Origin of the sequence: Azoarcus sp. KH32C, assembly GCF_000349945.1 — a bacterium.
In the GTDB taxonomy this organism is placed as follows: Bacteria; Pseudomonadota; Gammaproteobacteria; order Burkholderiales; family Rhodocyclaceae; genus Aromatoleum.
In genome coordinates this window covers 3222400-3241920 of the sequence record NC_020516.1, presented here as the reverse complement: position 1 = coordinate 3241920, position 19521 = coordinate 3222400, and the positions used below count along the sequence as shown (strand labels likewise).

Here is a 19521-nt window from a genome sequence, read left to right as displayed (position 1 = left end):
TGACCGATGTTCGTAGATTCGCACTGCCATCTGGACTTTCCGGATCTCGCCGCGCGCGAGGACGCCGTTCTCGCCGCGATGGCGGCCAAGCGCGTCGGCCACGCCTTGTGCGTGGCCGTGAAGCTGGAAGACTTCCCGCGCGTGCTTGCGCTCGCCGAGCGGCACCCGAATCTCTCGGCTTCCGTCGGTGTGCATCCCGACAACGACGGCGTCGAGGAGCCTGACGTCGAGCGCCTGCTGGCGCTTGCCGAACACCCGAAGATCGTCGCGATCGGCGAGACAGGGCTCGACTACTACTGGCAGAAGGACGCGCCGGAATGGCAGCGCGAGCGCTTTCGCACCCATATCCGGGCGGCTCGCGCCTGCGGCAAACCCCTGATCGTCCACACGCGCTCGGCCGCCGAGGACACGCTGCGCGTGATGCGCGAGGAAGGTGCCGGCGAGGCGGGTGGTGTAATGCATTGCTTCACCGAGTCGCGTGAAGTCGCGGAGGCGGCCCTCGACCTCGGCTTCTACATCTCCTTCTCCGGAATCGTCACGTTCAAGAGCGCGCGTGACCTCAAGGAGGTCGCCCGCTTCGTGCCGCTTGACCGCCTGCTGATCGAGACGGACTCACCCTACCTCGCACCTGTGCCGCATCGGGGCAAGACCAACGAGCCCGCCTGGGTCGTCCACGTCGCCGAGGAAATCGCCCGTCTGCGCAACGAGTCGCTCGACCGTATCGAGGCCGTTACCACCGAAAACTTCTTCCGCCTTTTCCGCCATGCCCAAGCACACTGATCTGCTGCGCCGCTTCCTGGTTTCCACCGTGTTCGCGGCGACGCTCGGCGCCGCTGCGGCCCATGCCGGCAGCTACGAGGACGGCCTCAGCTCCGCCCGATTGGGCGACACGTCGCAACTCGTTGATCTCCTCAACCGCGGCCTGGACCCCGACACCGTCGACCCTCAGGGGAATTCCCTGCTGATGCTTGCCGCCCGCGAGGGCCAGACGAAGACCGTTGCGGCCCTGCTGAAATATCGGCCCAAAGTCTCGTTGCGCAATGGAGCCGGCGATTCGGCGCTGATGCTTGCGGTGCTGAAGGGTGAGACCCCCGTCGTCGACCTCCTGCTCGACGCCGGCGCCCCGGTCAATAACGACGGGTGGAACGCGCTGATATACGCCGCCTTCGAAGGCCGCCTGGAACTCGTCGAGCGCCTGCTGGCACGCGGCGCGGACGTCAATCTGCTCGCGCCGAACAAGTCGAACGCACTGATGCTCGCTGCCCGGAACGGTCACATCGACGTCGTGCGGCGTCTGCTGAAGACGGACGTGAACCTCGATCAGGAAAACGACGCAGGATTCACCGCCGAAAGCTGGGCCATGGCGAACGCCAACACCGACATCGCCGATCTCATCCGGGCCGAGCGCAAGCGCCGCGCTGCGCAATAAGCGACGGCACAAAATCGCGCGACAAACGCGCGGCGGTCACGACCGTCGTGAAATGCACCGATACCGTGTCGTCGATATCGGCCGCGTAACCTCCAGCCATCGCCACGGCGACCGGTATGCCGCGACCGAAGCACCGCCCGAGTACGAGTTGGTCGCGCGCCGCGAGGCCGTCGAAGGTCAAGGCGAGACGACCCAGTCGATCCCCTTCGAAGGGGTCCGCACCGGCCAGATAGATCACGAGATCCGGCTCGAAGCGCGAAAACAGGTCGGACAAAGCATCGTTCAAGGCCGCGAGATAGGCGCTGTCGCCGGTGCCGTCCGGCAGTTCGACGTCGAGATCCGACACCGCCTTGCGGAAGGGGAAATTCTTGGCGCCATGGAGGCTCAAGGTGAACAGATCCCGGCGCCCCGCGAGGATCGTCGCCGTTCCGTCCCCCTGATGGACGTCGCAGTCGACGACCGCCACCTTGCGCGCAAGCCCCTCCGCCTGCATCGCCAGCGCGGCGATCGCCGCGTCGTTGAACACGCAGAAGCCCGAACCGAAGTCCCGGTGCGCGTGATGCGTGCCGCCGGCGAGATTCGCCGAGCATCCCTCGGTGAGGGCACGCCGGCAGGCCGCGAGCGTCGCACCGGCGGACCGTCGCGAGCGTTCGATCATCTGCGGCGTCCAGGGAAACCCGATGCGCCGCTGCTCGGCCGGTTCGAGCCTTCCGCTCGCGGCGCGTGACAGGTATCCCGCATCGTGGGCCCGTAGGATTTCGGTGTCGCTCGCGGCGGTCGGAACGATGAAATCCGATTCGCCGAAATGCCCCGAAGCGGCCAGGCGTGCGCGCAGGCGCGAATATTTCTCCATCGGAAACCGATGCCCCGGCGGCAGCGGCAGCACGAAGTGGTCGGCGTAGAAGAGTTTCACTTCAAGGTGTCCGGTCCATGCAATGGCGGAATGGTCCACGAATTCCCCGTGCCGCGGCAAGAACGATCGAAGCGGATTCGACGGGCGTTGCAGGGCCGTTTAAACTGAAACGTCCCACGCACGAAGAATCGCTGGAACAGGTGAAAGACATGAGCATCCATGACACGATCCGCCGGTGTCACCCCCGACTCATCGAAATCCGCCGCGACATCCACGCCCATCCTGAACTCGCGTTCGCCGAGCATCGCACGGCCGAACTCGTCGCTGCCCATCTCGAAGGACTCGGCCTCGAAGTGCATCGCGGCGTCGGCGGTACCGGCGTCGTCGGAACGCTGCGATCCGGACGCGGCCTGCGCGCGATCGGGCTACGCGCCGACATGGACGCCTTGCCGATCCATGAACGCAACGAATTCGCACACAAGTCGCGCCGCCAGGGATGCATGCATGCCTGCGGGCACGACGGGCACACGACGATGCTGCTCGGAGCGGCTGAAGTGCTCGCCGCTCACCCGGATTTCGACGGCACCGTGCATTTCGTTTTCCAGCCGGCCGAGGAAGGCGAGGGCGGTGCCGACGCGATGGTCAACGACGGTCTGTTCGATCGTTTCCCGATGGAGTCGATCTTCGGCCTGCACAACTGGCCCGGATTGCCCTCAGGGCAGTTTGCCGTGCATCCCGGCGCAGTGATGGCGAGTGCGGACCGCTTCGACATCGAGATCCGGGGCCATGGCGCACACGCCGCGATGCCGCACCTCGGGACGGATTCCATCGTCGCGGGCGCCGCGCTCGTGCAGGCGATCCAATCTATCGTCAGTCGCACGCTCGATCCGACCGATTCGGCGGTCGTCTCGGTGACCCAGTTCCACGCCGGGGAGGCCTACAACGTGATCCCCGATCGCGCCCAACTCTGCGGCACGGTGCGTGCCTTCAGCGAGGCCGTTCAGGAGCGCGTCGAGGCCTCGCTGCAGCGCCTGTGCGAGGGCGTGGCCGCTGCGCACGGTGTCGAGATCGTCCTCACATATCGCCGCGGTTACCCTCCGACGATCAACACGGCCGACGAAGCGGCCGTGTGTGCGGAAGTCGCCGGTGCATTGGCGGGCGGAGCGGGCGTCGTGACCAACGCACGCCCGAGCATGGGCGCCGAGGATTTCGCCTTCTATCTGCGTCACAAGCCCGGCTGCTATGTCTGGCTCGGCAACGGTCCGGGCGAGGGCGGCTGCACGCTGCACAATCCGCATTACGATTTCAACGACGAGGTAATTCCGGTCGGCGTTGCATACTGGGTCGAGCTCGCGCGCCGAATCCTGAGACGCGCCTGACGCCCGCAGACTGAACCTTCTTCTTCGCAAGGCGTCGATCCGCTCATGAATACACTGCGGCTTGCCTTGCGGATGATGGTGCGCGACCTGCGCGCCGGGGAACTCCATCTGCTCGGGCTGGCGATCGTCGTTGCGGTCGCCGCGCTGACCAGCGTCGGCTTTCTCGGCGATCGCGTCTCCCGCGCCCTCGATCGCGAAGCGAACCAGCTATTGGGCGGCGACCTGTTGCTGCGGGCGGATCATCCATGGAGCGGCGAGATCACGACGGAAGCGCGGCGGCGTGATCTGGGAATGGTCGGCAGCATTCTCTTCACGAGCATGGTAAGCAGCGATTCAGGTGCCCAGCTCGCCGCCGTGAAGGTCGTCGAGAGCGGCTACCCCTTGCGCGGAAGCGTCCGCATCGCCAGCGGACCGAACCAGCCCGATATCGTCGCCGGACGTGTTCCCGAGCGTGGCGAAGTGTGGCTCGACGAGCGTCTCCTCTCGGGACTGGGCGTCTCGGTCGGCGATCGGGTCGGGCTCGGGGAGCTCGAGTTTCGAGTCGGCGGGATGGTCACCTTCGAGTCCGACCGGGGCGCGAACTTCTTCAGCCTGCTGCCCCGTGCGATGTTCAATGCGGCCGACCTTCCAGCCAGCGGCCTGCTGGTCGAAGGCAGCCGGGCCACGTGGCGCCTGCACCTCGCCGGGAGTCCCGATGCCATCGCGGGATTCGAGGCCTGGGCAAAGGGGCACCTTGGCCGGGGTGAGGCGATCGAGACCATCGACAACGCCCGCCCGGAAGTGCGCACTGCGCTCGATCAGGCCCAGCGCTTTCTCCGTCTCGCTGCGCTCCTCGCCGTGATCCTCGCGGCCGTCGCGGTGGGCCTCTCCGCCCGTCGATTCATGCGCCGGCACCTCGACGCATGTGCCGTCATGCGCTGTCTCGGCGCGCGACAGCGCCAGGTCATGGCCATCGTTCTGGGCGAATTCGTGTTGTTCGGTCTTGCCGCAGCCGTCCTGGGAACGCTAATCGGTTGGGCTGTCCACCAGGGACTTGTCAGCCTGGCGTTGAAGTCGATCGTCGGCGAGTTGCCCGCCCCGTCGTTTCGCCCGCTCCTCTACGGACTTTCGATCGCTCTGGTATTGCTGACCGGTTTTGTCTTCCCGCAAGTTCTGCGTCTTCGACACGTCCCGACGCTGCGCGTCCTGCGTCGCGAAATCGTGCCGCTGGAGGCTCGTAGCGCTGCGGCCTGGCTCGTCGGCGGGGCCTCCCTGGTTGCGGTCATCTTCTGGATGGCAGGGGAGTTCCGGTTGGGGGCCCTGGTTTCCGGTGGCTTCGCGCTGGCGCTCGGCCTTTTCTCCGCGATTGCGTGGGGCCTGCTCCTGCTGCTCGGCCGCCTGAGGGGAGCGGGAAGCATGCGAGGCAGCGGCTGGCGCTACGGCTTGGCGGCATTGGTCCGCCGCAAGGGTTCGACAATCGTCCAGGTCAGTGCAATCGGCGTCGGCATGACCGCCCTCGTGCTCCTGACGCTCGTGCGTGGAGACTTGCTCGACTCCTGGCGGCGGATGTCGCCGCCCGACGCTCCCAACCGCTTCGTCATCAACATCCAGCCCGACCAGCGCGAGTCGCTCGCGCAGTTCTTCGCCGAGCATCGAATGACTGCTCCAGCGATCCTGCCGATGATTCGGGGACGCCTGACCGCCATAAACGGCCGGGAGGTGCGGCCGGAGGATTACGCGGAAGATCGGACCCGGCGTCTGGCCGAGCGCGAATTCAACCTGAGCTATGGCACCTCGCCGCCGGAAGGAAACTCCATCGTCGCCGGCACTTGGCACGGCAATGATACGGCTCCCCAGTTCTCGGTCGAGCAAGGTCTCGCCGAGACTTTCCTGCTCAAGGTGGGCGACCGCGTGCGTTTCACCGTGGCCGGCCGCGCGGTCGAGGCGCCGATTACAAGCGTGCGCAGGCTCGAGTGGGACTCGATGCGGGTCAATTTCTTCTTCATCGCCGGCGCGGGGATGCTCGAAAACGACCCCGCCAGCCTGATCACGAGTTTCCGCCAACCGGAGAACGACAAGGGGCTGACCCAGGACCTGGTCCGCCGCTTCCCGAACTTCTCGGTGATCGATGTCGACGCCGTGATCGGACAGTTGCGAGCCTTGACCGACCAGCTGGTCTTGGTCGTCCAGTTCGTCTTCATTTTCGCCCTCGTGGCCGGCTTCGTCGTGCTGTTTGCGGCACTGGAATCGACCCACGACGAGCGGGAGTTCGAACTCGCGATGCTGCGTACGCTTGGCGCCCGTAACCGGCAGATGCGTCAGGCGATCCTTGCAGAATTCAGTATGTTGGGGATGGTGGCGACACTGATGGCCGTCGGCGGAGCGTCGACCATCGGCTGGGGCCTGGGACGGCAAGTGTTCAAGATCGCCTATACGCCGGACCCACTCGGGTCGATGCTCGTCGTCACTGTGGGAACGGCTGCCGTGGTCCTGGGGGGCTGGGCTGGGATGAGAAAACTGCTCCGGCGGACACCGTTGGCGGTACTGCGTAATCCGTAGGAGGGTATCTACGGAGTCCTTATCGTGATTTGAGGTCGGATTTAATTCTCAAATTAGGGACATCAGTGCATGCAGTTTTGCTAAAAATGAGAAGGGCCCGTCATTGACGGGCCCTTCGTGTTGACGTATCAGCCGATTACTTGACGTGGCAAGTCAGGCAAATTGTGCTGCCTTCCGGGGTGACGCGCAGGAAGGTCGGAAGGAACTTGGTTCCCACTCCAGCCGATGGTACCCCGTGCGGATCATGGCAGGAGGCGCATTCAACCTCATAGCCGTCGCCCGAATCGTAGAACCGCAGCTCGTTCTTGTCCGGACGGGAGTTGCCGTTCGTGTCGAAGAACTTGACGCTGCCCTTGGTGGTGGTATTCGGATTCCAGTCGGTCCCGGTCGGGAATTTCACACCCACCGGGTGATCATTGGACAAGTCGGTTCCAATTGCGAAGACGCTAAAGTCTGTTGCGCCGTTTTCCAGGCCGGGACTATGACAGGAGAGGCAGCCCGCTGGGCTGAGGGCGTTGTGCGAAGTAGCTTTCGCGATTGCCCGGGCCGGCTTCGGCCATGTGTTCAGGAACGTGTTGTCCTGAGTCGTCATTTGGGCCGCATTCCATCCGCCACTGCCTGGCATGTTTACGATGGAGTCGATCGCCGTTTGACCGTCGTGGCACGAAAGACAGGTAAGGGAGTTCGGCCCGGGTTGCGTGACCGTGCCGCTGAGACTTTGCTGGTTATAGAGCGTGTAGCCGCCCGTAGGGGTCTTGTTAGTGCGGTTCCACAGCGGAGCGGCGAGTGTCGTGTTGGCGCCGTGCGGAGTGTGGCAGTACACGCATACCTGCATGTAATCGTTCCGGACGAAGTCCATGAATTCGGCGGCCGGTTGATTGCCATCCGTCGTGTCTCTTTGCGTCAGGTTGTGCCGAGTGTTGCTGATCGTTCCCATGTTCGAGAACTTCGTCGGAACGTCGCCGTCCGACAATGCGTCCATTGCTGGCAGGACGGTCGCCAATGCAAGGCATGCCGAGAGAATTTTCTTTTTTGTCATGGGTGACACCCTGAAATTTGATGTGGCGGTTCTCGTTCCCGAAGTATTTTTTTACTTCATTGGCATTTTAAGCAATTTTCAATCCACCTATGATCTCAAGGCCCCGCGCAGTTCACTGCGGCTTTTCTGGCCGGTAGACCTCGACCTTCAGGTGGTATTGGTCTGCAACGTAGAGTCGTCCCGTTTCATCGACTGCTATCCCTGCAATCAATCCGAATTGGCCCGGCACATTGCGCAGGCTCGGTTCGCCTAGCCACATAAGCAATTCCCCTGCCGGGCTGAAGATCTGGACGTTGTTGAATGAAGCGTCCGAGACGTAGATGTTTCCGTCCTGATCCGCGCTAATGCTTCGCGGGCGGGAAAATTGGCCGATGCCATTGCCTACGCTTCCGAACATTCCCTTGAAATTGCCCTCGAGATCGAAGGTCTGGACGCGAAAATTCCCGGAGTCGAGAACAAGCAGTGACCCGCGAGTAACGGTTGCTGCCAAGGGAATGCTTACGCGGCCGGGGGCTGACCCACGCGGGCCAATGCGGAATAGCTCGCGGTTGTCCGGGGAATAAGCGATGACTTTGTGATCATTGCCGTCCACCGTGCCACGGTCGACTATGAATATCTTCTGGCCGTCGTCGCTAACGGCGACTCCCGATGGCTTGGAGAGCTCCTTCGGGTTGCCGACTGCATACATGAAGAGGCCAAGGGAGTCATATACCATGACCTGATGTCTCTTCGCGTCGAGCACGTAGACGTTGTTCTCTCCGTCGATGGCGAGGGAGGTGGGGCTCGTGACGTTGTTGGGTTCGCGAACCCCGATCTGAAATACTCGCCCACGGGGTACGTCGAATACGACGATCGAGTTTGTGGGGGGGTCGGCGACGTAGATCCTGCCGTTCCGAGCGGCAAGGGCGGATGGCTTGCGGTACGCGGGCTCTCCAGGTTTGCTCGAAGGGCCCGTGAGCATCTGTTTCAAGCGTTCGTCTTCGGTCAGGGGACGAATGTCATACTGATTGCGGAGTTGAGTCTCGTAGCGAAACCTGGGATCCGCGGGGGCGGCCGGCCAGACGAGTTGAATCTTTGGTTCTTTCTCGCTATTCGTTGTGCCCCCCTGATAGGCGCAACCAGTCATGGCTAGTCCAAGAGCGAGTGCAAGGGTGCCTGTCAGGAGGCGGGTCGCGGCGAGTGTCTGAGCAGTTCGGGCTTGGTTTGGTTGAGGCATCTTTCGGAACAGTCGTTTTGTCCGGGGGAGGGGCGCTGCGGCCCCTGGCATCGCGTCGGCGGATAGTTCTTGTGGCGCGATGGACGTCATCTCGGAATCGGGCGCCGATGCGCGCATCCCGACAAGCAAGTCCCTTGCCCGGTCTTCGGATCCGGGCAAGGAGAACGACAGTGGAATCGAGTTCGGCGGAGGGGATGGGGGCTTTCAGCCCCCGATGTACGACATCTCGATCTTCCGCAGCCCAGCAGTGTTCGCTGTTCGGATCTCGGAGTAATGGTCTTCCCGAGCGGACCAGACGTTTGCGATCGCGCGGTCGAGTTCTTCGTCGCTGGCGCCGGCGCGCAGCAGTTCCCGCAGGTCGTGTCCCTGCTGGGCAAAGAGGCAGGTGTAGAGCTTGCCTTCGGTCGAAAGCCGGATTCGCGTGCAGGTCGAGCAGAAGGCCTGCGTGACGGAGGAGATCACGCCGATTTCCCCTTGTCCGTCGACATAGCGCCACCGCTCCGCCACTTCGCCCGTGTAGTTGGGTTCTATGGGTTCGACCGGAAAGACTTCGTTGATGCGCGCGATGACTTCGCGCGACGGTAGGACCGCGCTCATTTCCCAGCCGTTCGAGCTGCCGACGTCCATGAACTCGATGAAGCGCAGAATGTGGCCGGAACCCCGGAAATGGCGCGCCATGTCCACGATCCCGTGATCGTTCACCCCGCGCTTGACCACCATGTTGACCTTGATCGGGGCGAGTCCGGCTCGCTCTGCCGCCTCGATCCCCTGCAGAACTGCGGCGACGGGGTAGTCGGCGTCGTTCATCGCGCGGAAGGTTGCGTCGTCGATCGCGTCGAGGCTCACCGTAACTCGGTGCAGTCCGGCGTCACGCAGTGTGCGGGCCATGCGTGGAAGGAGGACTCCATTCGTCGTGAGCGTGAGCTCCAGGCCCTCGATCTCGGTGAGCATCGCGACCAGATTCTCGACATGCTTGCGCAACAGCGGTTCGCCGCCCGTGATGCGGATCTTCTGTACTCCCCGGGCAGCGAAAGCGCGGGCAACGCGAGTGATTTCTTCGAAGGAGAGGAGTTCCTTGCGCGGCAGGAAGGGGTAGTCGGCGCCGAAGACGGACCGGGGCATGCAATAGACGCAGCGGAAATTGCAGCGATCGGTGACGGAAATCCGCAGATCATGGACGGCGCGTCCTCGCCGGTCATGCAGTGGCATACCCGGATTCGGTATGATGATGCCTTCGGACGCGATGGGCTGGGCGTTGGCGAGGTGGATTGGAATGAATTTCATTGCATTTTTGGATGCGGGCGCCACAATGCAAGGGGAAGGAGTTGCAGAGAGTCGTCTGGGCTGACAGCTGTTTGGACGATTATCGGCAGCGTTGCGTTCCACTGCAAGGGTGAGATGTGAATCTACGCTTGGTGCCACGCTGGATTTGCGAGACCGCTTACGTATTTGTCTCAGCTGGCGAGGAACCGTTTTGTGGGATACAAAACTAAAGTAGTAGATCTTGCGTGAATTGACCTCAATTGGATGCCGCATTCCCTATGTCTTCAAGCGCAATTGAAATCCCTGTCGCTGAACTCTTCGCAAAGTTTCCGCATCTCCGGAAGATCGAGGCGATGTGGGGGTCGGCGGAGTGCCGGAAGCTGCTTTTCCAGCTGATGACTGATACGCGAGGCGGGACCCGCCAAGGGTTTCCGAAGGAGCATGCTCTGACGCTGATGCGCCTGATGATGGAGCATGACCGCAAATTTCCGCAGTTCGAGCACGTGATTGCATTGCAGGAAGATTCCCGGTGGGGCGATGTCTCGCGCCGGGGAATCCGATAGGGGACACGATTTCCCGACCTGAACCGCTTCGGTATCTGGACGATGGCGGTTCCGGTGCAGTAGATGGAGTCTCCCGTTTGTTTTCCGGCATCAGGAGAACGACTGCATGGCTCGCCCCGGTCCGCTGTCGGCTGAGAATCTGTGCCGACGCTGCATGCCTGACTGGCCCGATTTCGAGACGACCGACGATTTGGTGGACCTGCCGGGCGGCCTGGGGCAGGCGCGGGCCGAACAGGCATTGCGATTCGGTCTGGCGATCGGGCAGCCCGGCTACCATCTGTTCGTCCTAGGCGAGGCAGGGACTGGGCGGCACGCGGTGGCCTTGCGCTTGCTGCGCGAATTCGCCGAGCGTCGCGAGGTTCCCCCGGACCTGTGCTATCTCAACGACTTTGACAATCCCCACCGCCCTCGCTTGCTCAAGCTTCCCGCTGGGCGCGGAGCAGCGTTGCATGCGCAGATGCAGACCTTCATCGCGGACCTCGGTCCGGCGATCGAAGCCGCGCTTGAGGCGGATACGCATCGCGATCGCGTCGACTCCCTGCTGCAGGCGCACAAGTCCCGGGAAGAGAAGGCCTTGCGAGAGCTCGGCGAGGCATGTTCGGCAGATGGCGTCTCGCTGCTGCAGACCCCCGAAGGTTTTGTCTTTGCTCCGACCGCCAACGGCGAGGCGATGTCGCCGGACGCGTTCGAAGCCTTGCCGCCGGCCGAACGCGCAGCGATCGAAGGCAAGGTGAGCGCATGGAGCGAAAAGCTCGCCGATCTCCTCGATGACTTCCCCGGTTGGCGCACCGCCTTGCGGGAATCGGTCAAGCGGGCGGCCCGCGACGCGCTGGCGCCGGCCGTCACGCATCTGATACGTCCGATGCGTGAAACATACGCAGAACTGCCCGAGGTGTTGCGCTTTCTCGATGCCGTTGCCCAGGACGTGCTGGAGAATGCGGCCGAGCAGGAAAGCTTGGAGGACGAGGACGAAGCGGGTGAGGACGGCGGGCAGCGGTTCCATCGCTATCAGGTGAAGCTGCTGGTCGATCACTCCTCGACACATGGCGCCCCGATCGTGTACGAGGACAATCCCGTGTTCGGAAACCTCATCGGTCGCGTGGAGTTCATCGCGCAGATGGGCGTGCTGATCACCCACTTCAACCTGATTCGCGCCGGTGCGCTGCACCGGGCGTGCGGCGGGTATCTCGTTGTAGATGCGGATCGGCTCCTGACGCAGCCTTTCGCGTGGGAGGGATTGAAACGTGCGCTGCGTGCGCGGGAAGTTCGCATCGAGCCGCCCGCCGAGGCCCAGGGCTGGACCAACGTCCAGATGCTCGAGCCCGAGCCGGTGCCGTGCGACGTCAAGGTTATCCTGATCGGCGACCGCGAACTGTTCTACCTCCTGACCGAGAACGACCCGGATTTCCCTGACTTGTTCAAGGTCGCCGCGGACTTCGACGACGACATGCTGCGCACGGACACGCTGACCCTCCAATACGTGCGCCTGCTCGCCACGCTCGCTCGTGCATCGAACCTGCTGCCGGTGAATCGCGAAGGGCTGGCACGCATGGTCGAGGAAGGCGCCCGCCTCGCGGAAGACGCCGGCCGGCTCAGCTTGCAGACGCGTCACCTGGCCGATTTGCTGCGGGAAGCGGACTACCACGCACGCCAGTCCGGGGTTCCCGTCGTGGGCGCTCCTCAGATCGATGGGGCAATTGCGGCGCGTGCGCGGCGTTTCGGGCGCTATTCGGAACGCGTCCTCGAGTCGATGCTGGACGGGACAACGCTGATTTCGACCGACGGTACCCGTTGCGGTCAGGTCAATGGCCTCGTGATCGTGGAAATCGCGGGCGAGCAGTTCGGGCATCCGGTGCGGATCACGGCGACGGCGCGGCTCGGCGAGGGGGACGTGGTCGACATCGAGCGCGAAACGGAACTTGGCGGTGCGATCCACTCGAAAGGCGTGCTCATTTTGTCGGCCTTCCTCGCAGCCCGATATGCGCGCCATCAGCCGCTCTCGCTGGCGGCAAGTCTCGTGTTCGAGCAGTCGTATGGGCCGGTCGAGGGCGATTCGGCGTCGCTCGCGGAACTCTGCTGCTTGCTCTCGGCGCTCGCGCAAGTTCCGATTCGTCAATGTTTCGCGGTCACCGGTTCAGTCAATCAGTTCGGGGAGGTGCAGGCGATCGGTAGGGTGAATGAGAAGATCGAAGGGTTCTTCCAGTTGTGCCGCGCGCGTGGCCTGACAGGGGAGCAGGGGGTCCTGATCCCGGCCGCGAGCGTGAAACAGCTGATGCTGCGGGAGGAGGTCGTGGAGGCCGCCCGGGCCGGCCGGTTTCACGTCTTTCCCGTGGCCAATGTGGATGAGGCGATCACGCTGCTTACCGGTATGGAGGCCGGCATTCCCGACGCCAAGGGAATTCTGCCGCGCGAGAGCGTGAATCACCGTGTCGCCGAAGCGCTGGCGGTCATGACGAGTGCGAAGCATGCCGCCGACCAGAGCGGCGGCCGAAAGCCCCGCCATCGGCGGCGCGAGGAGGATTGAGCCGGCGACGGACGGAGCGGCGGCGGAGCCGATTCAGGCGGCGCAGCGCTCGATGAGGCGCTCCAGCGCGGCCACATGCTCGGCTTCTTCCACGGCGAATTCGTCGGCCATCGATTTGACGCGGGGATTCTTTGTCGTCGCGGCGATGCCGGCATAGAAATCCCGTCCGGCCTGCTCGCTTTGGAGTGCGAGCTGCAGCGCGTCGGACACGCCCATCAGGCTGTCCACGCCTGCCCAGCCGGCCGTCTCCGGACTTGTCCCGTCCGGCCAGCTGTATTCATCGGAAGCGAGCGGCGGCAGCGGACGGAAGCCGCTGCGCGCCTGGGCTTCGGCAAGATGCTCGCGCGAATAGGTCGCCATCTTGCGGAAGAAGGTTTCGACCTCCGTGTTGCCGAAAGTGGCCATCGCGTCCGCCAGTTCTTCAAAGCGCCGGGCAGCTTCGGCTTCAAGCCGGACGGCGTGGGCGAGAAAAAGGTGGATGTCGTCCATGATCCCTCGTCAGCCGAATTTGAACAGGATGCCGAAGCCGCCGCGCGGCCATTCCCAAGCGACGTTGCGATGCTCGTCGCAGATGATGCGGCAGGTGCCGCATTCGAGGCAGCCGTCGGTGATCAGCACGACCCTGCCATTGCCCTCGGCGATATAGCAGCCAGCCGGACAGCAGGTGGTGCATTGCTGCTCGGTGCAGTGGTTGGCGCACAGGTCCGGTTGCTTGATGTGGATGTGCGGCCGCCCGGCGTCGACGCGATAGCGGTTCTGGAACAGCTTCTCTTCGACCTTCACTTGCGTCATTTCCTTTCTCCTTGCGACGGTCGTTCAGCGGGCCTGGAAGGCGCGCCACAGCTTGAAGGCATCGCCGAACAGACCGGTCAGCGAGCGGGCGGCGAGGAAGCTGCCGCGGATTTCGCGTTCCTTGGTCTTCTTGTCGATACCGTCGACCTTCACCATCGTGTGCGCAGCGCGGTTGAGCAGCTCCGGATAGGTGGTGAAGAACTGCGGGCTCTTGTGGAAGATCTCCGGCATCTTCCGGTACTTCTTCAGGTCCTTCATGACGAAGCTGGCGTCGAGACGCTGGCGATAGACCTTGAGGTTCCGGGCCGAACATTCCTTGCCGGCGGTCTTGAGGTCGATCAGCGTCTCGGCGGCGATCTGGCCGGTGGTCATCGCGAGGTTGGAGCCTTCGCGGTGGATGCCATTGACGAACATGCCCGCGTCGCCGGCGATCATCCAGCCGTCACCATAGACGGGCGGAATCGCTTCGTAGCCGCCTTCGGGAATCAGGTGTGCCGCGTATTCCTTCATTTCCGAACCCGCAATCAGCGGCTTGATCGAGGGATGCGCCTTCATCTGTTCGAGCAGCTGGTAGGGCGTCGTCTTCTGCTTCTTGAAGTCCGACAGCATGCATCCGACGCCGAGCGTGATCGATTCGCGGTTGGTGTAGAGGAAAGCGGTCCCCATCATGCCCGCGGTGATCTTGCCCGCCATCTCGATGACGACACCTTCGTCCTCGCCGATGTTGAAGCGGGACTCGATCGTCTCCTGGGGCAGGAAGTGGATCTCCTTGACCGCCAGTGCGATGTCCTTCGGCTTGAGTTCCTCGTGGAAACCAGCCTTCCTGGCGAGCAGGGAATTCACTCCGTCGGCAAGGATCACGCAGTCGGCGAAGACGTCGCCGTTCTTGCGGTCGGTGCGCACGCCAACGACGCGATTGCCGTCCATCAGCAGCTCCTGTACCGTCGTCTCGCAGATGACCAGACCGCCGGCTTTGGTGACCTGCTCCGAGAACCACTTGTCGAACTGGGCGCGGATGATCGTGTAGCGGTTGTACGGCTCGCGGTTGAACTCCTCCGAGCGGTAGTTGCTGCCGACGTGGGACGTGTCGTCGAGCACCCAGACACGTTGTTCGATCAGATGGCGCTCGAGCGGTGCCGACTCGCGGAACTCCGGGATGATCTTCTCGATCGCGTCGGCATACAGGATCGCGCCCTGCACGTTCTTCGAGCCGGGGTATTCCCCGCGCTCGATCTGAAGCACCTTGAGGCCCGCCTTGGCGGCCGTGTAGGCGGCGGCGTTTCCGGCCATGCCGGCGCCGACGACGATGACATCAAACTTTTCGGCCATGAATCTTCTCCTGGATCTGAATGTCAGCCGGCTTTGCGCGCCTGTGCGATCTGGGCGCGGAAGGCGTCGGTGAGGGCGGGCAGGATCTGCATCGCGTTGCCGACGATGCCGTAGTGCGCGAAGTCGAAGATCGGGGCGTTCGCGTCGTTGTTGATCGCGATGATCACATCGGCGCCGTCCATGCCCACGCGGTGCTGAATCGCGCCCGAGATGCCGGCTGCGATATAGAGCTTCGGTCTCACGGTCTTGCCGGACTGGCCGACCTGGCGATCGAGTTCCGCCCAGCCTGCCTGAACGATGGGGCGCGACGCGCCGACTTCGGCGCCCAGCACCTTCGCTAGATCCCACACGAGCTGGAAGTTCTCCTGCTTCTTCAGGCCGCGCCCGCCGGCGACGATGATGTCGGCGAAGGCGAGTTGCGGCTTGTCCTGCAGGTTGTCCGGGATGTACTCGAGGACCTTGGTGATGATCGACGATTCGACGAACGTCACTGTGTGCTCGACGATGCGGCCCGTGCGCGAGGTGTCCGGCTCCGGCATCGCCATCACCCGCGGCCGTACCGTCGCCATCTGCGGGCGATGGCGCTGCGTCATGATCGTGCAGAGGAGCGAGCCGCCGAAGGTCGGGCGCGTCGATGCCAGGTTGCGCGATTCGGCCTCAATGACGAGTTCGGTGCAGTCGGCGACGAGCCCGGTGGCGAGTGTCGTCGCGACCGAGCCGGCGAGGTCACGACCAAGCGTCGAGGCGCCGAGCATCAGGATTTCCGGCTGGTAGGTGTTGACCAGCTCGGTGAGTGCCTTCGTATAGGGTTCGTTCCGGTAGTCGTGCAAGGCTTCGTCCCGCACGAGGTAGCACAGGTCGGCGCCGTAGTGGAAAGCCTCGCCGCAGATCGCGCGCGTCCGCTCGCCCGGCGGGCCCATCACGACCCCGGCGAGCTCGACGCCCAGCGAGTCGGCGAGTTTTCGCCCTTCGCCGAGCAGTTCCCACGACACGGGATGCACGACGCCACGCTCGGCCTCGATGAAGACCCACACGTGCTTGTAATTGACGAAGCGCGGATCGACTTCGACCTTCTTGCGCGCTGGCTTCTTGACGGGTTCGTTCATGATCTCGTCCTCACTTGGCCAGACGAGCGATTTCACGCTCGAGTTTGGGATGCTGGGTGAAGACCTTCGCGAGCAGCGTCGCCGCGAGGTTCTTCGGATCGTTGTCGATCGTCTCGACGATCTCGGCGCGCTTGTTGCGCGGCTTCGGTGCGAACACCTTGCCCACCACGGTGGGGCTGCCCTTGAGACCCACTACGTCCGGGTTCTCGATGCCGGCCGCGACGCGATCCCAGAGCTTCAGCGGGTAGCGCGCAGCGCGGAACATGTCGTCCATGTCCGCGTAGCGCATCTCGTTCGTGCCTTCGAGCATGGTGATCAGGCACGGCAGCTTCGTGCGCAGCACCTGCACCCCGCCTTCGGCGCGCCGCTCGACGACGATCTCGCGATTGTCGTGATCGATCTCGCGAATCGCCGAGACATAGGTCAGAAGCTGATAGTCGAGCCGCTTGGCGATGCCGGGTCCCACTTGCGCGGTGTCGCCGTCGATCGTCTGCTTGCCCGTGAAGATCAGATCGACCGGCATGTTTTCGCGGATCTTGTTGATCGCGGAGGCGAGGGCGCAGGACGTCGCCAGGGTATCGGCACCTGCGAAGGCGCGGTCCGAAACGAGGATCGCGTCGTCCGCGCCGAAGGACAGGCACTTGCGCAGCGCCACCTCGGCCATCGGCGGTCCCATCGTGATCACCGTCACTGTGCCGCCAAACCTGTCCTTCAGGCGCAGGGCCTCTTCGAGCGCAAAAAGGTCGTAGGGATTGATGATCGCCGGGACGCCCTGGCGCATGATCGTGTTGGTGACCGGATGTACGCGGATCTGCGCCGAGTCGGGCACCTGCTTGATACAGACGACGCTGTGCATGGCAGCTCCCGGTCTCTCAGGCTTGATAACGCGGCACGCTCTTGTCGACCACGATCGTGCCGTCCGAAGGACACTGCGCGATGCACTGCGGATCGTCGTAGTGGCCGATGCACTCGGTACACAAATCGGCCTTGATCGCGAACATGCCGTTCTTTTCCTTGATGGCGTCGTTCGGGCATTCGGGCTCACAGGCCCCGCAAGCGGTGCAGGAAGAGGTGAGAATTTTGTAGGCCATGATGTCCTCGCATATTTGCCATTCGTGCTGCCGGCCGGCAGCGCTTCCAATGGCCATATTGCAGGACCTGTGCCAAGCGGATTTTCTATTGTTAAGTCTTGAAAATATAAATAAAAACAGAACGTTGCTGTTTTGTCGCGTTTATTTCACTGGTCGCGTTTGCAACACGTGGCGGGAGCCGGCTTGTGGGTATTCGTACACCGGAACGTGCCCTGCGTATGTTTTGTGGGAGCGCCCACCGGGTTGTCCTTGAAACTTGCAATCACCCGCCTAGACTCGAATCAGGTGCTTTCCTGCACCGAATCGTTTCCCCCTGGCGAGAGCTGGTCCGATGTCCGGGCTGTGCAGACGGGGAGCCGATCTTGTTTCTCAAGGGCCTGCCTCGAACGCTTAAGCCGGGAGATCCTCATGACTTCGAGCGCCGTCGATTTTCGCCGTCAGGAACGTGTTCCGCATCGTTGGCATGTGCTGCGCTTGTTGCGCGCAATGCGATCTGGGCATCCGTTCATACGACTATGGGATCTGTCGTGTCTGATGCATCTCGAAGGCGTCCCGCTGGCCGTGCATTACTTCGGATTTCTGGAACGTAACGGTTACATCGTTCCGTGCGGGACCGAAGGGCTGCAGGCGCACTACTACACGCTGACGTCGGACGGGATCGAACTCCACGATCAGGGCGAGCGGTGGTGGGGGTCCTTGAGGTGGCCGCAGAAATACTGGGTGATCTGGCGCGGATAGGAAGTGCCGACGCAGACCGAAAAACACAAAGGCCACTCCGAAGAGTGGCCTTTGTGTTGTTTTACTGGCTCCCCGACCTGGGCTCGAACCAGGGACACACGGATTAACAGTCCGTTGCTCTACCGACTGAGCTATCGGGGATCGGTATTATTTGCCCATGCGAAACGCGCCTGAGCCGAATTTGGCTCCCCGACCTGGGCTCGAACCAGGGACACACGGATTAACAGTCCGTTGCTCTACCGACTGAGCTATCGGGGAAAGAAGCCGCGCAGTATAGATACCACGCGGCGGTTCGTCAATAATTGATCGAGATTTTTTAGCTCTTCACGACCGAAGCGATCGCCTTCGCGACGTAGTCGATGTTGCGCGAATTCAGTGCGGCGAGGCAGATACGGCCGGTGGACACCGCGTAGATGCCGAACTCGTTCTTGAGCTGTTCCACTTGCGCGGCCGACAGGCCGGTGTAGGAGAACATGCCGCGCTGCTGGATCACGAAGGAGAAGTCTTGGGCCACGCCGGCACCCTTCAACGACTCGACGAGACCGACGCGCATCGCGCGGATGCGATCACGCATGCTCGCGAGTTCGTCTTCCCACATCTGGCGCAGTTCAGCCGAGTTCAGCACAGCAGCGACAACGGCACCGCCGTGGATCGGCGGGTTGGAGTAGTTGGTGCGGATGACGCGCTTGACCTGCGACAGCACGCGGGCCGATTCGTCTTTGCCGGCCGTGACGATCGACAGGGCGCCGACGCGTTCGCCGTACATCGAGAACGACTTCGAGAAGGAGCTAGACACGAAGAACTGCAGGCCGCTGGCCGAGAACAGGCGAACGGCAATGGCGTCCGGTTCAATGCCGTCGGCGAAGCCCTGGTAGGCCATGTCCAGGAACGGGACGAGTGCGCGCTCGCGGCAGGCTTCGACGACTTCGCCCCACTGGCTTTCGCTCAGGTCGGCACCCGTCGGGTTGTGGCAGCAAGCGTGCAGCACAACGACCGAGCCTGGGGCGAGTTGATCGAGCTTGGCCTTCATGCCGGCGAAGTTCACGCCGCGGGTCGCCGCGTCATAGTAGGGATAGTTCTCGACGGGGAAGCCGGCCGATTCGAACAGGGCGCGGTGATTCTCCCAGCTCGGGTCGGAGATATAGACGGTTGCGCCGGGCAGCAGCCGCTTGAGGTAGTCCGCGCCGACCTTCAGTGCGCCAGTGCCGCCGAGGGCCTGGACGGTGACGACTTGGCCGTTGGCGATGAGCGCCGAATCCTTGCCGAAGAGCAGGTTCTGCACCGCGTTGTTGTACGCGGCCGGGCCTTCGATCGGCTGATAGCCACGCGGCGGCATAGCTTCGAGGCGGGCCTTTTCGGCAGTCTTGACCGCGCTCAGCAGCGGGATCTTGCCGTTGTCGTCGTAGTAGACGCCGACGCCGAGGTTCACTTTCTCGGCACGCGAATCGGCGTTAAAGGCCTCGTTCAGGCCGAGAATCGGGTCACGGGGCGCCATCTCGACGGCGGCGAAGATCGAAGCGGGCATATCAACAACTCCAGGGGTGGGCGGGAAGTACGTCCGCGATCCTCAGCCGGTACAGGGCGATGTGCCTTGGTGCCGTGCTTTGGGTCGCGAATTGCGAAATAATGATCAGTCGGCCCAGTGCAGCAAGCAGAGGAAG

Annotated in this window: 18 protein-coding genes and 2 tRNA genes; 7 read left to right on the top strand and 13 right to left on the bottom strand. The window is 63.1% G+C overall.

Annotated features, from left to right (window positions below; genetic code table 11):
- Positions 1–6: 6 nt before the first annotated feature.
- Complete coding sequence (locus AZKH_RS14255) at positions 7–780, top strand: TatD family hydrolase (protein ID WP_015436486.1); 774 nt, start codon at positions 7–9, stop codon at positions 778–780.
- Positions 764–1429 (top strand): ankyrin repeat domain-containing protein, encoded by a 666-nt coding sequence (locus AZKH_RS14250; RefSeq protein WP_015436485.1) that lies wholly within the window; start codon positions 764–766, stop codon positions 1427–1429. The genes AZKH_RS14255 and AZKH_RS14250 overlap by 17 nt, the downstream gene beginning before the upstream one ends.
- On the opposite strand, the gene AZKH_RS14245 is transcribed toward AZKH_RS14250, so the two are convergent.
- Positions 1392–2342, bottom strand: a complete 951-nt coding sequence (locus AZKH_RS14245; RefSeq protein ID WP_051071685.1) for a histone deacetylase — start codon at positions 2340–2342, stop codon at positions 1392–1394. The genes AZKH_RS14250 and AZKH_RS14245 overlap by 38 nt on opposite strands.
- Before the next feature lie 149 nt (positions 2343–2491).
- Between AZKH_RS14245 and AZKH_RS14240 the strand changes: the two genes are divergently transcribed.
- Positions 2492–3661, top strand: coding sequence for a M20 aminoacylase family protein (locus tag AZKH_RS14240; RefSeq protein ID WP_041656204.1), 1170 nt, complete (start codon positions 2492–2494; stop codon positions 3659–3661).
- Between the two features lie 45 nt (positions 3662–3706).
- Positions 3707–6199 (top strand): ABC transporter permease, encoded by a 2493-nt coding sequence (locus tag AZKH_RS14235; protein ID WP_015436482.1) that lies wholly within the window; start codon positions 3707–3709, stop codon positions 6197–6199.
- A 136-nt stretch (positions 6200–6335) separates the two neighbouring features.
- On the opposite strand, the gene AZKH_RS14230 is transcribed toward AZKH_RS14235, so the two are convergent.
- The 3 genes from AZKH_RS14230 to moaA form a co-directional block, all read right to left on the bottom strand.
- Positions 6336–7238: a cytochrome c3 family protein gene (locus tag AZKH_RS14230; protein ID WP_015436481.1), complete on the bottom strand. Its 903-nt coding sequence runs from the start codon at positions 7236–7238 to the stop codon at positions 6336–6338.
- A 112-nt stretch (positions 7239–7350) separates the two neighbouring features.
- Positions 7351–8364, bottom strand: coding sequence for a hypothetical protein (locus AZKH_RS14225; protein ID WP_231874412.1), 1014 nt, complete (start codon positions 8362–8364; stop codon positions 7351–7353).
- 294 nt (positions 8365–8658) lie between these two features.
- Positions 8659–9738 carry a GTP 3',8-cyclase MoaA gene (gene moaA / locus AZKH_RS14220; RefSeq protein WP_015436479.1) on the bottom strand — a complete coding sequence of 360 codons (1080 nt, stop codon included), beginning with the start codon at positions 9736–9738 and terminating at the stop codon, positions 8659–8661.
- Between the two features lie 239 nt (positions 9739–9977).
- Between moaA and AZKH_RS14215 the strand changes: the two genes are divergently transcribed.
- Together AZKH_RS14215 and AZKH_RS14210 are read left to right on the top strand one after the other, a co-directional pair.
- A complete protein-coding gene (locus tag AZKH_RS14215; RefSeq protein WP_231874411.1) occupies positions 9978–10280 on the top strand; it encodes a hypothetical protein in 303 nt (100 codons plus the stop codon).
- 106 nt (positions 10281–10386) lie between these two features.
- Entirely contained in the window at positions 10387–12804 is a 2418-nt protein-coding gene (locus AZKH_RS14210) for a Lon protease family protein (protein WP_015436477.1), read from the top strand.
- Between the two features lie 33 nt (positions 12805–12837).
- Here the strand turns inward: AZKH_RS14210 and AZKH_RS14205 are convergent, their stop codons facing one another.
- The 6 genes from AZKH_RS14205 to AZKH_RS14180 are packed head-to-tail and all read right to left on the bottom strand — an operon-like array spanning position 12838 to position 17122.
- The gene (locus tag AZKH_RS14205) at positions 12838–13293 is read right to left on the bottom strand and encodes a ferritin family protein (protein ID WP_015436476.1); all 456 of its coding nucleotides are present in this window, start codon (positions 13291–13293) and stop codon (positions 12838–12840) included.
- 9 nt (positions 13294–13302) lie between these two features.
- Positions 13303–13596: a ferredoxin family protein gene (locus AZKH_RS14200; protein ID WP_015436475.1), complete on the bottom strand. Its 294-nt coding sequence runs from the start codon at positions 13594–13596 to the stop codon at positions 13303–13305.
- Positions 13597–13620: 24 nt separating this feature from the next.
- Positions 13621–14925 carry an FAD-dependent oxidoreductase gene (locus AZKH_RS14195; protein ID WP_015436474.1) on the bottom strand — a complete coding sequence of 435 codons (1305 nt, stop codon included), beginning with the start codon at positions 14923–14925 and terminating at the stop codon, positions 13621–13623.
- Positions 14926–14948: 23 nt separating this feature from the next.
- Positions 14949–16031, bottom strand: coding sequence for an electron transfer flavoprotein subunit alpha/FixB family protein (locus AZKH_RS14190; protein ID WP_015436473.1), 1083 nt, complete (start codon positions 16029–16031; stop codon positions 14949–14951).
- A gap of 10 nt (positions 16032–16041) precedes the next feature.
- Positions 16042–16887 (bottom strand): electron transfer flavoprotein subunit beta/FixA family protein, encoded by an 846-nt coding sequence (locus AZKH_RS14185; RefSeq protein WP_015436472.1) that lies wholly within the window; start codon positions 16885–16887, stop codon positions 16042–16044.
- Positions 16888–16903: 16 nt separating this feature from the next.
- Positions 16904–17122 (bottom strand): 4Fe-4S binding protein, encoded by a 219-nt coding sequence (locus AZKH_RS14180; protein ID WP_015436471.1) that lies wholly within the window; start codon positions 17120–17122, stop codon positions 16904–16906.
- 408 nt (positions 17123–17530) lie between these two features.
- On the opposite strand from AZKH_RS14180, the gene AZKH_RS14175 reads away from it, so the two are divergent.
- Positions 17531–17860 (top strand): hypothetical protein, encoded by a 330-nt coding sequence (locus AZKH_RS14175; protein WP_041656203.1) that lies wholly within the window; start codon positions 17531–17533, stop codon positions 17858–17860.
- A 65-nt stretch (positions 17861–17925) separates the two neighbouring features.
- On the opposite strand, the gene AZKH_RS14170 is transcribed toward AZKH_RS14175, so the two are convergent.
- The 3 genes from AZKH_RS14170 to AZKH_RS14160 form a co-directional block, all read right to left on the bottom strand.
- Positions 17926–18001, bottom strand: a tRNA-Asn gene (locus AZKH_RS14170).
- 41 nt (positions 18002–18042) lie between these two features.
- Positions 18043–18118: transfer RNA gene (locus tag AZKH_RS14165), tRNA-Asn, on the bottom strand.
- A 58-nt stretch (positions 18119–18176) separates the two neighbouring features.
- On the bottom strand, positions 18177–19385 hold the full coding sequence (locus tag AZKH_RS14160; protein ID WP_015436469.1) for an amino acid aminotransferase: 1209 nt from the start codon (positions 19383–19385) through the stop codon (positions 18177–18179).
- Positions 19386–19521 lie beyond the last annotated feature (136 nt).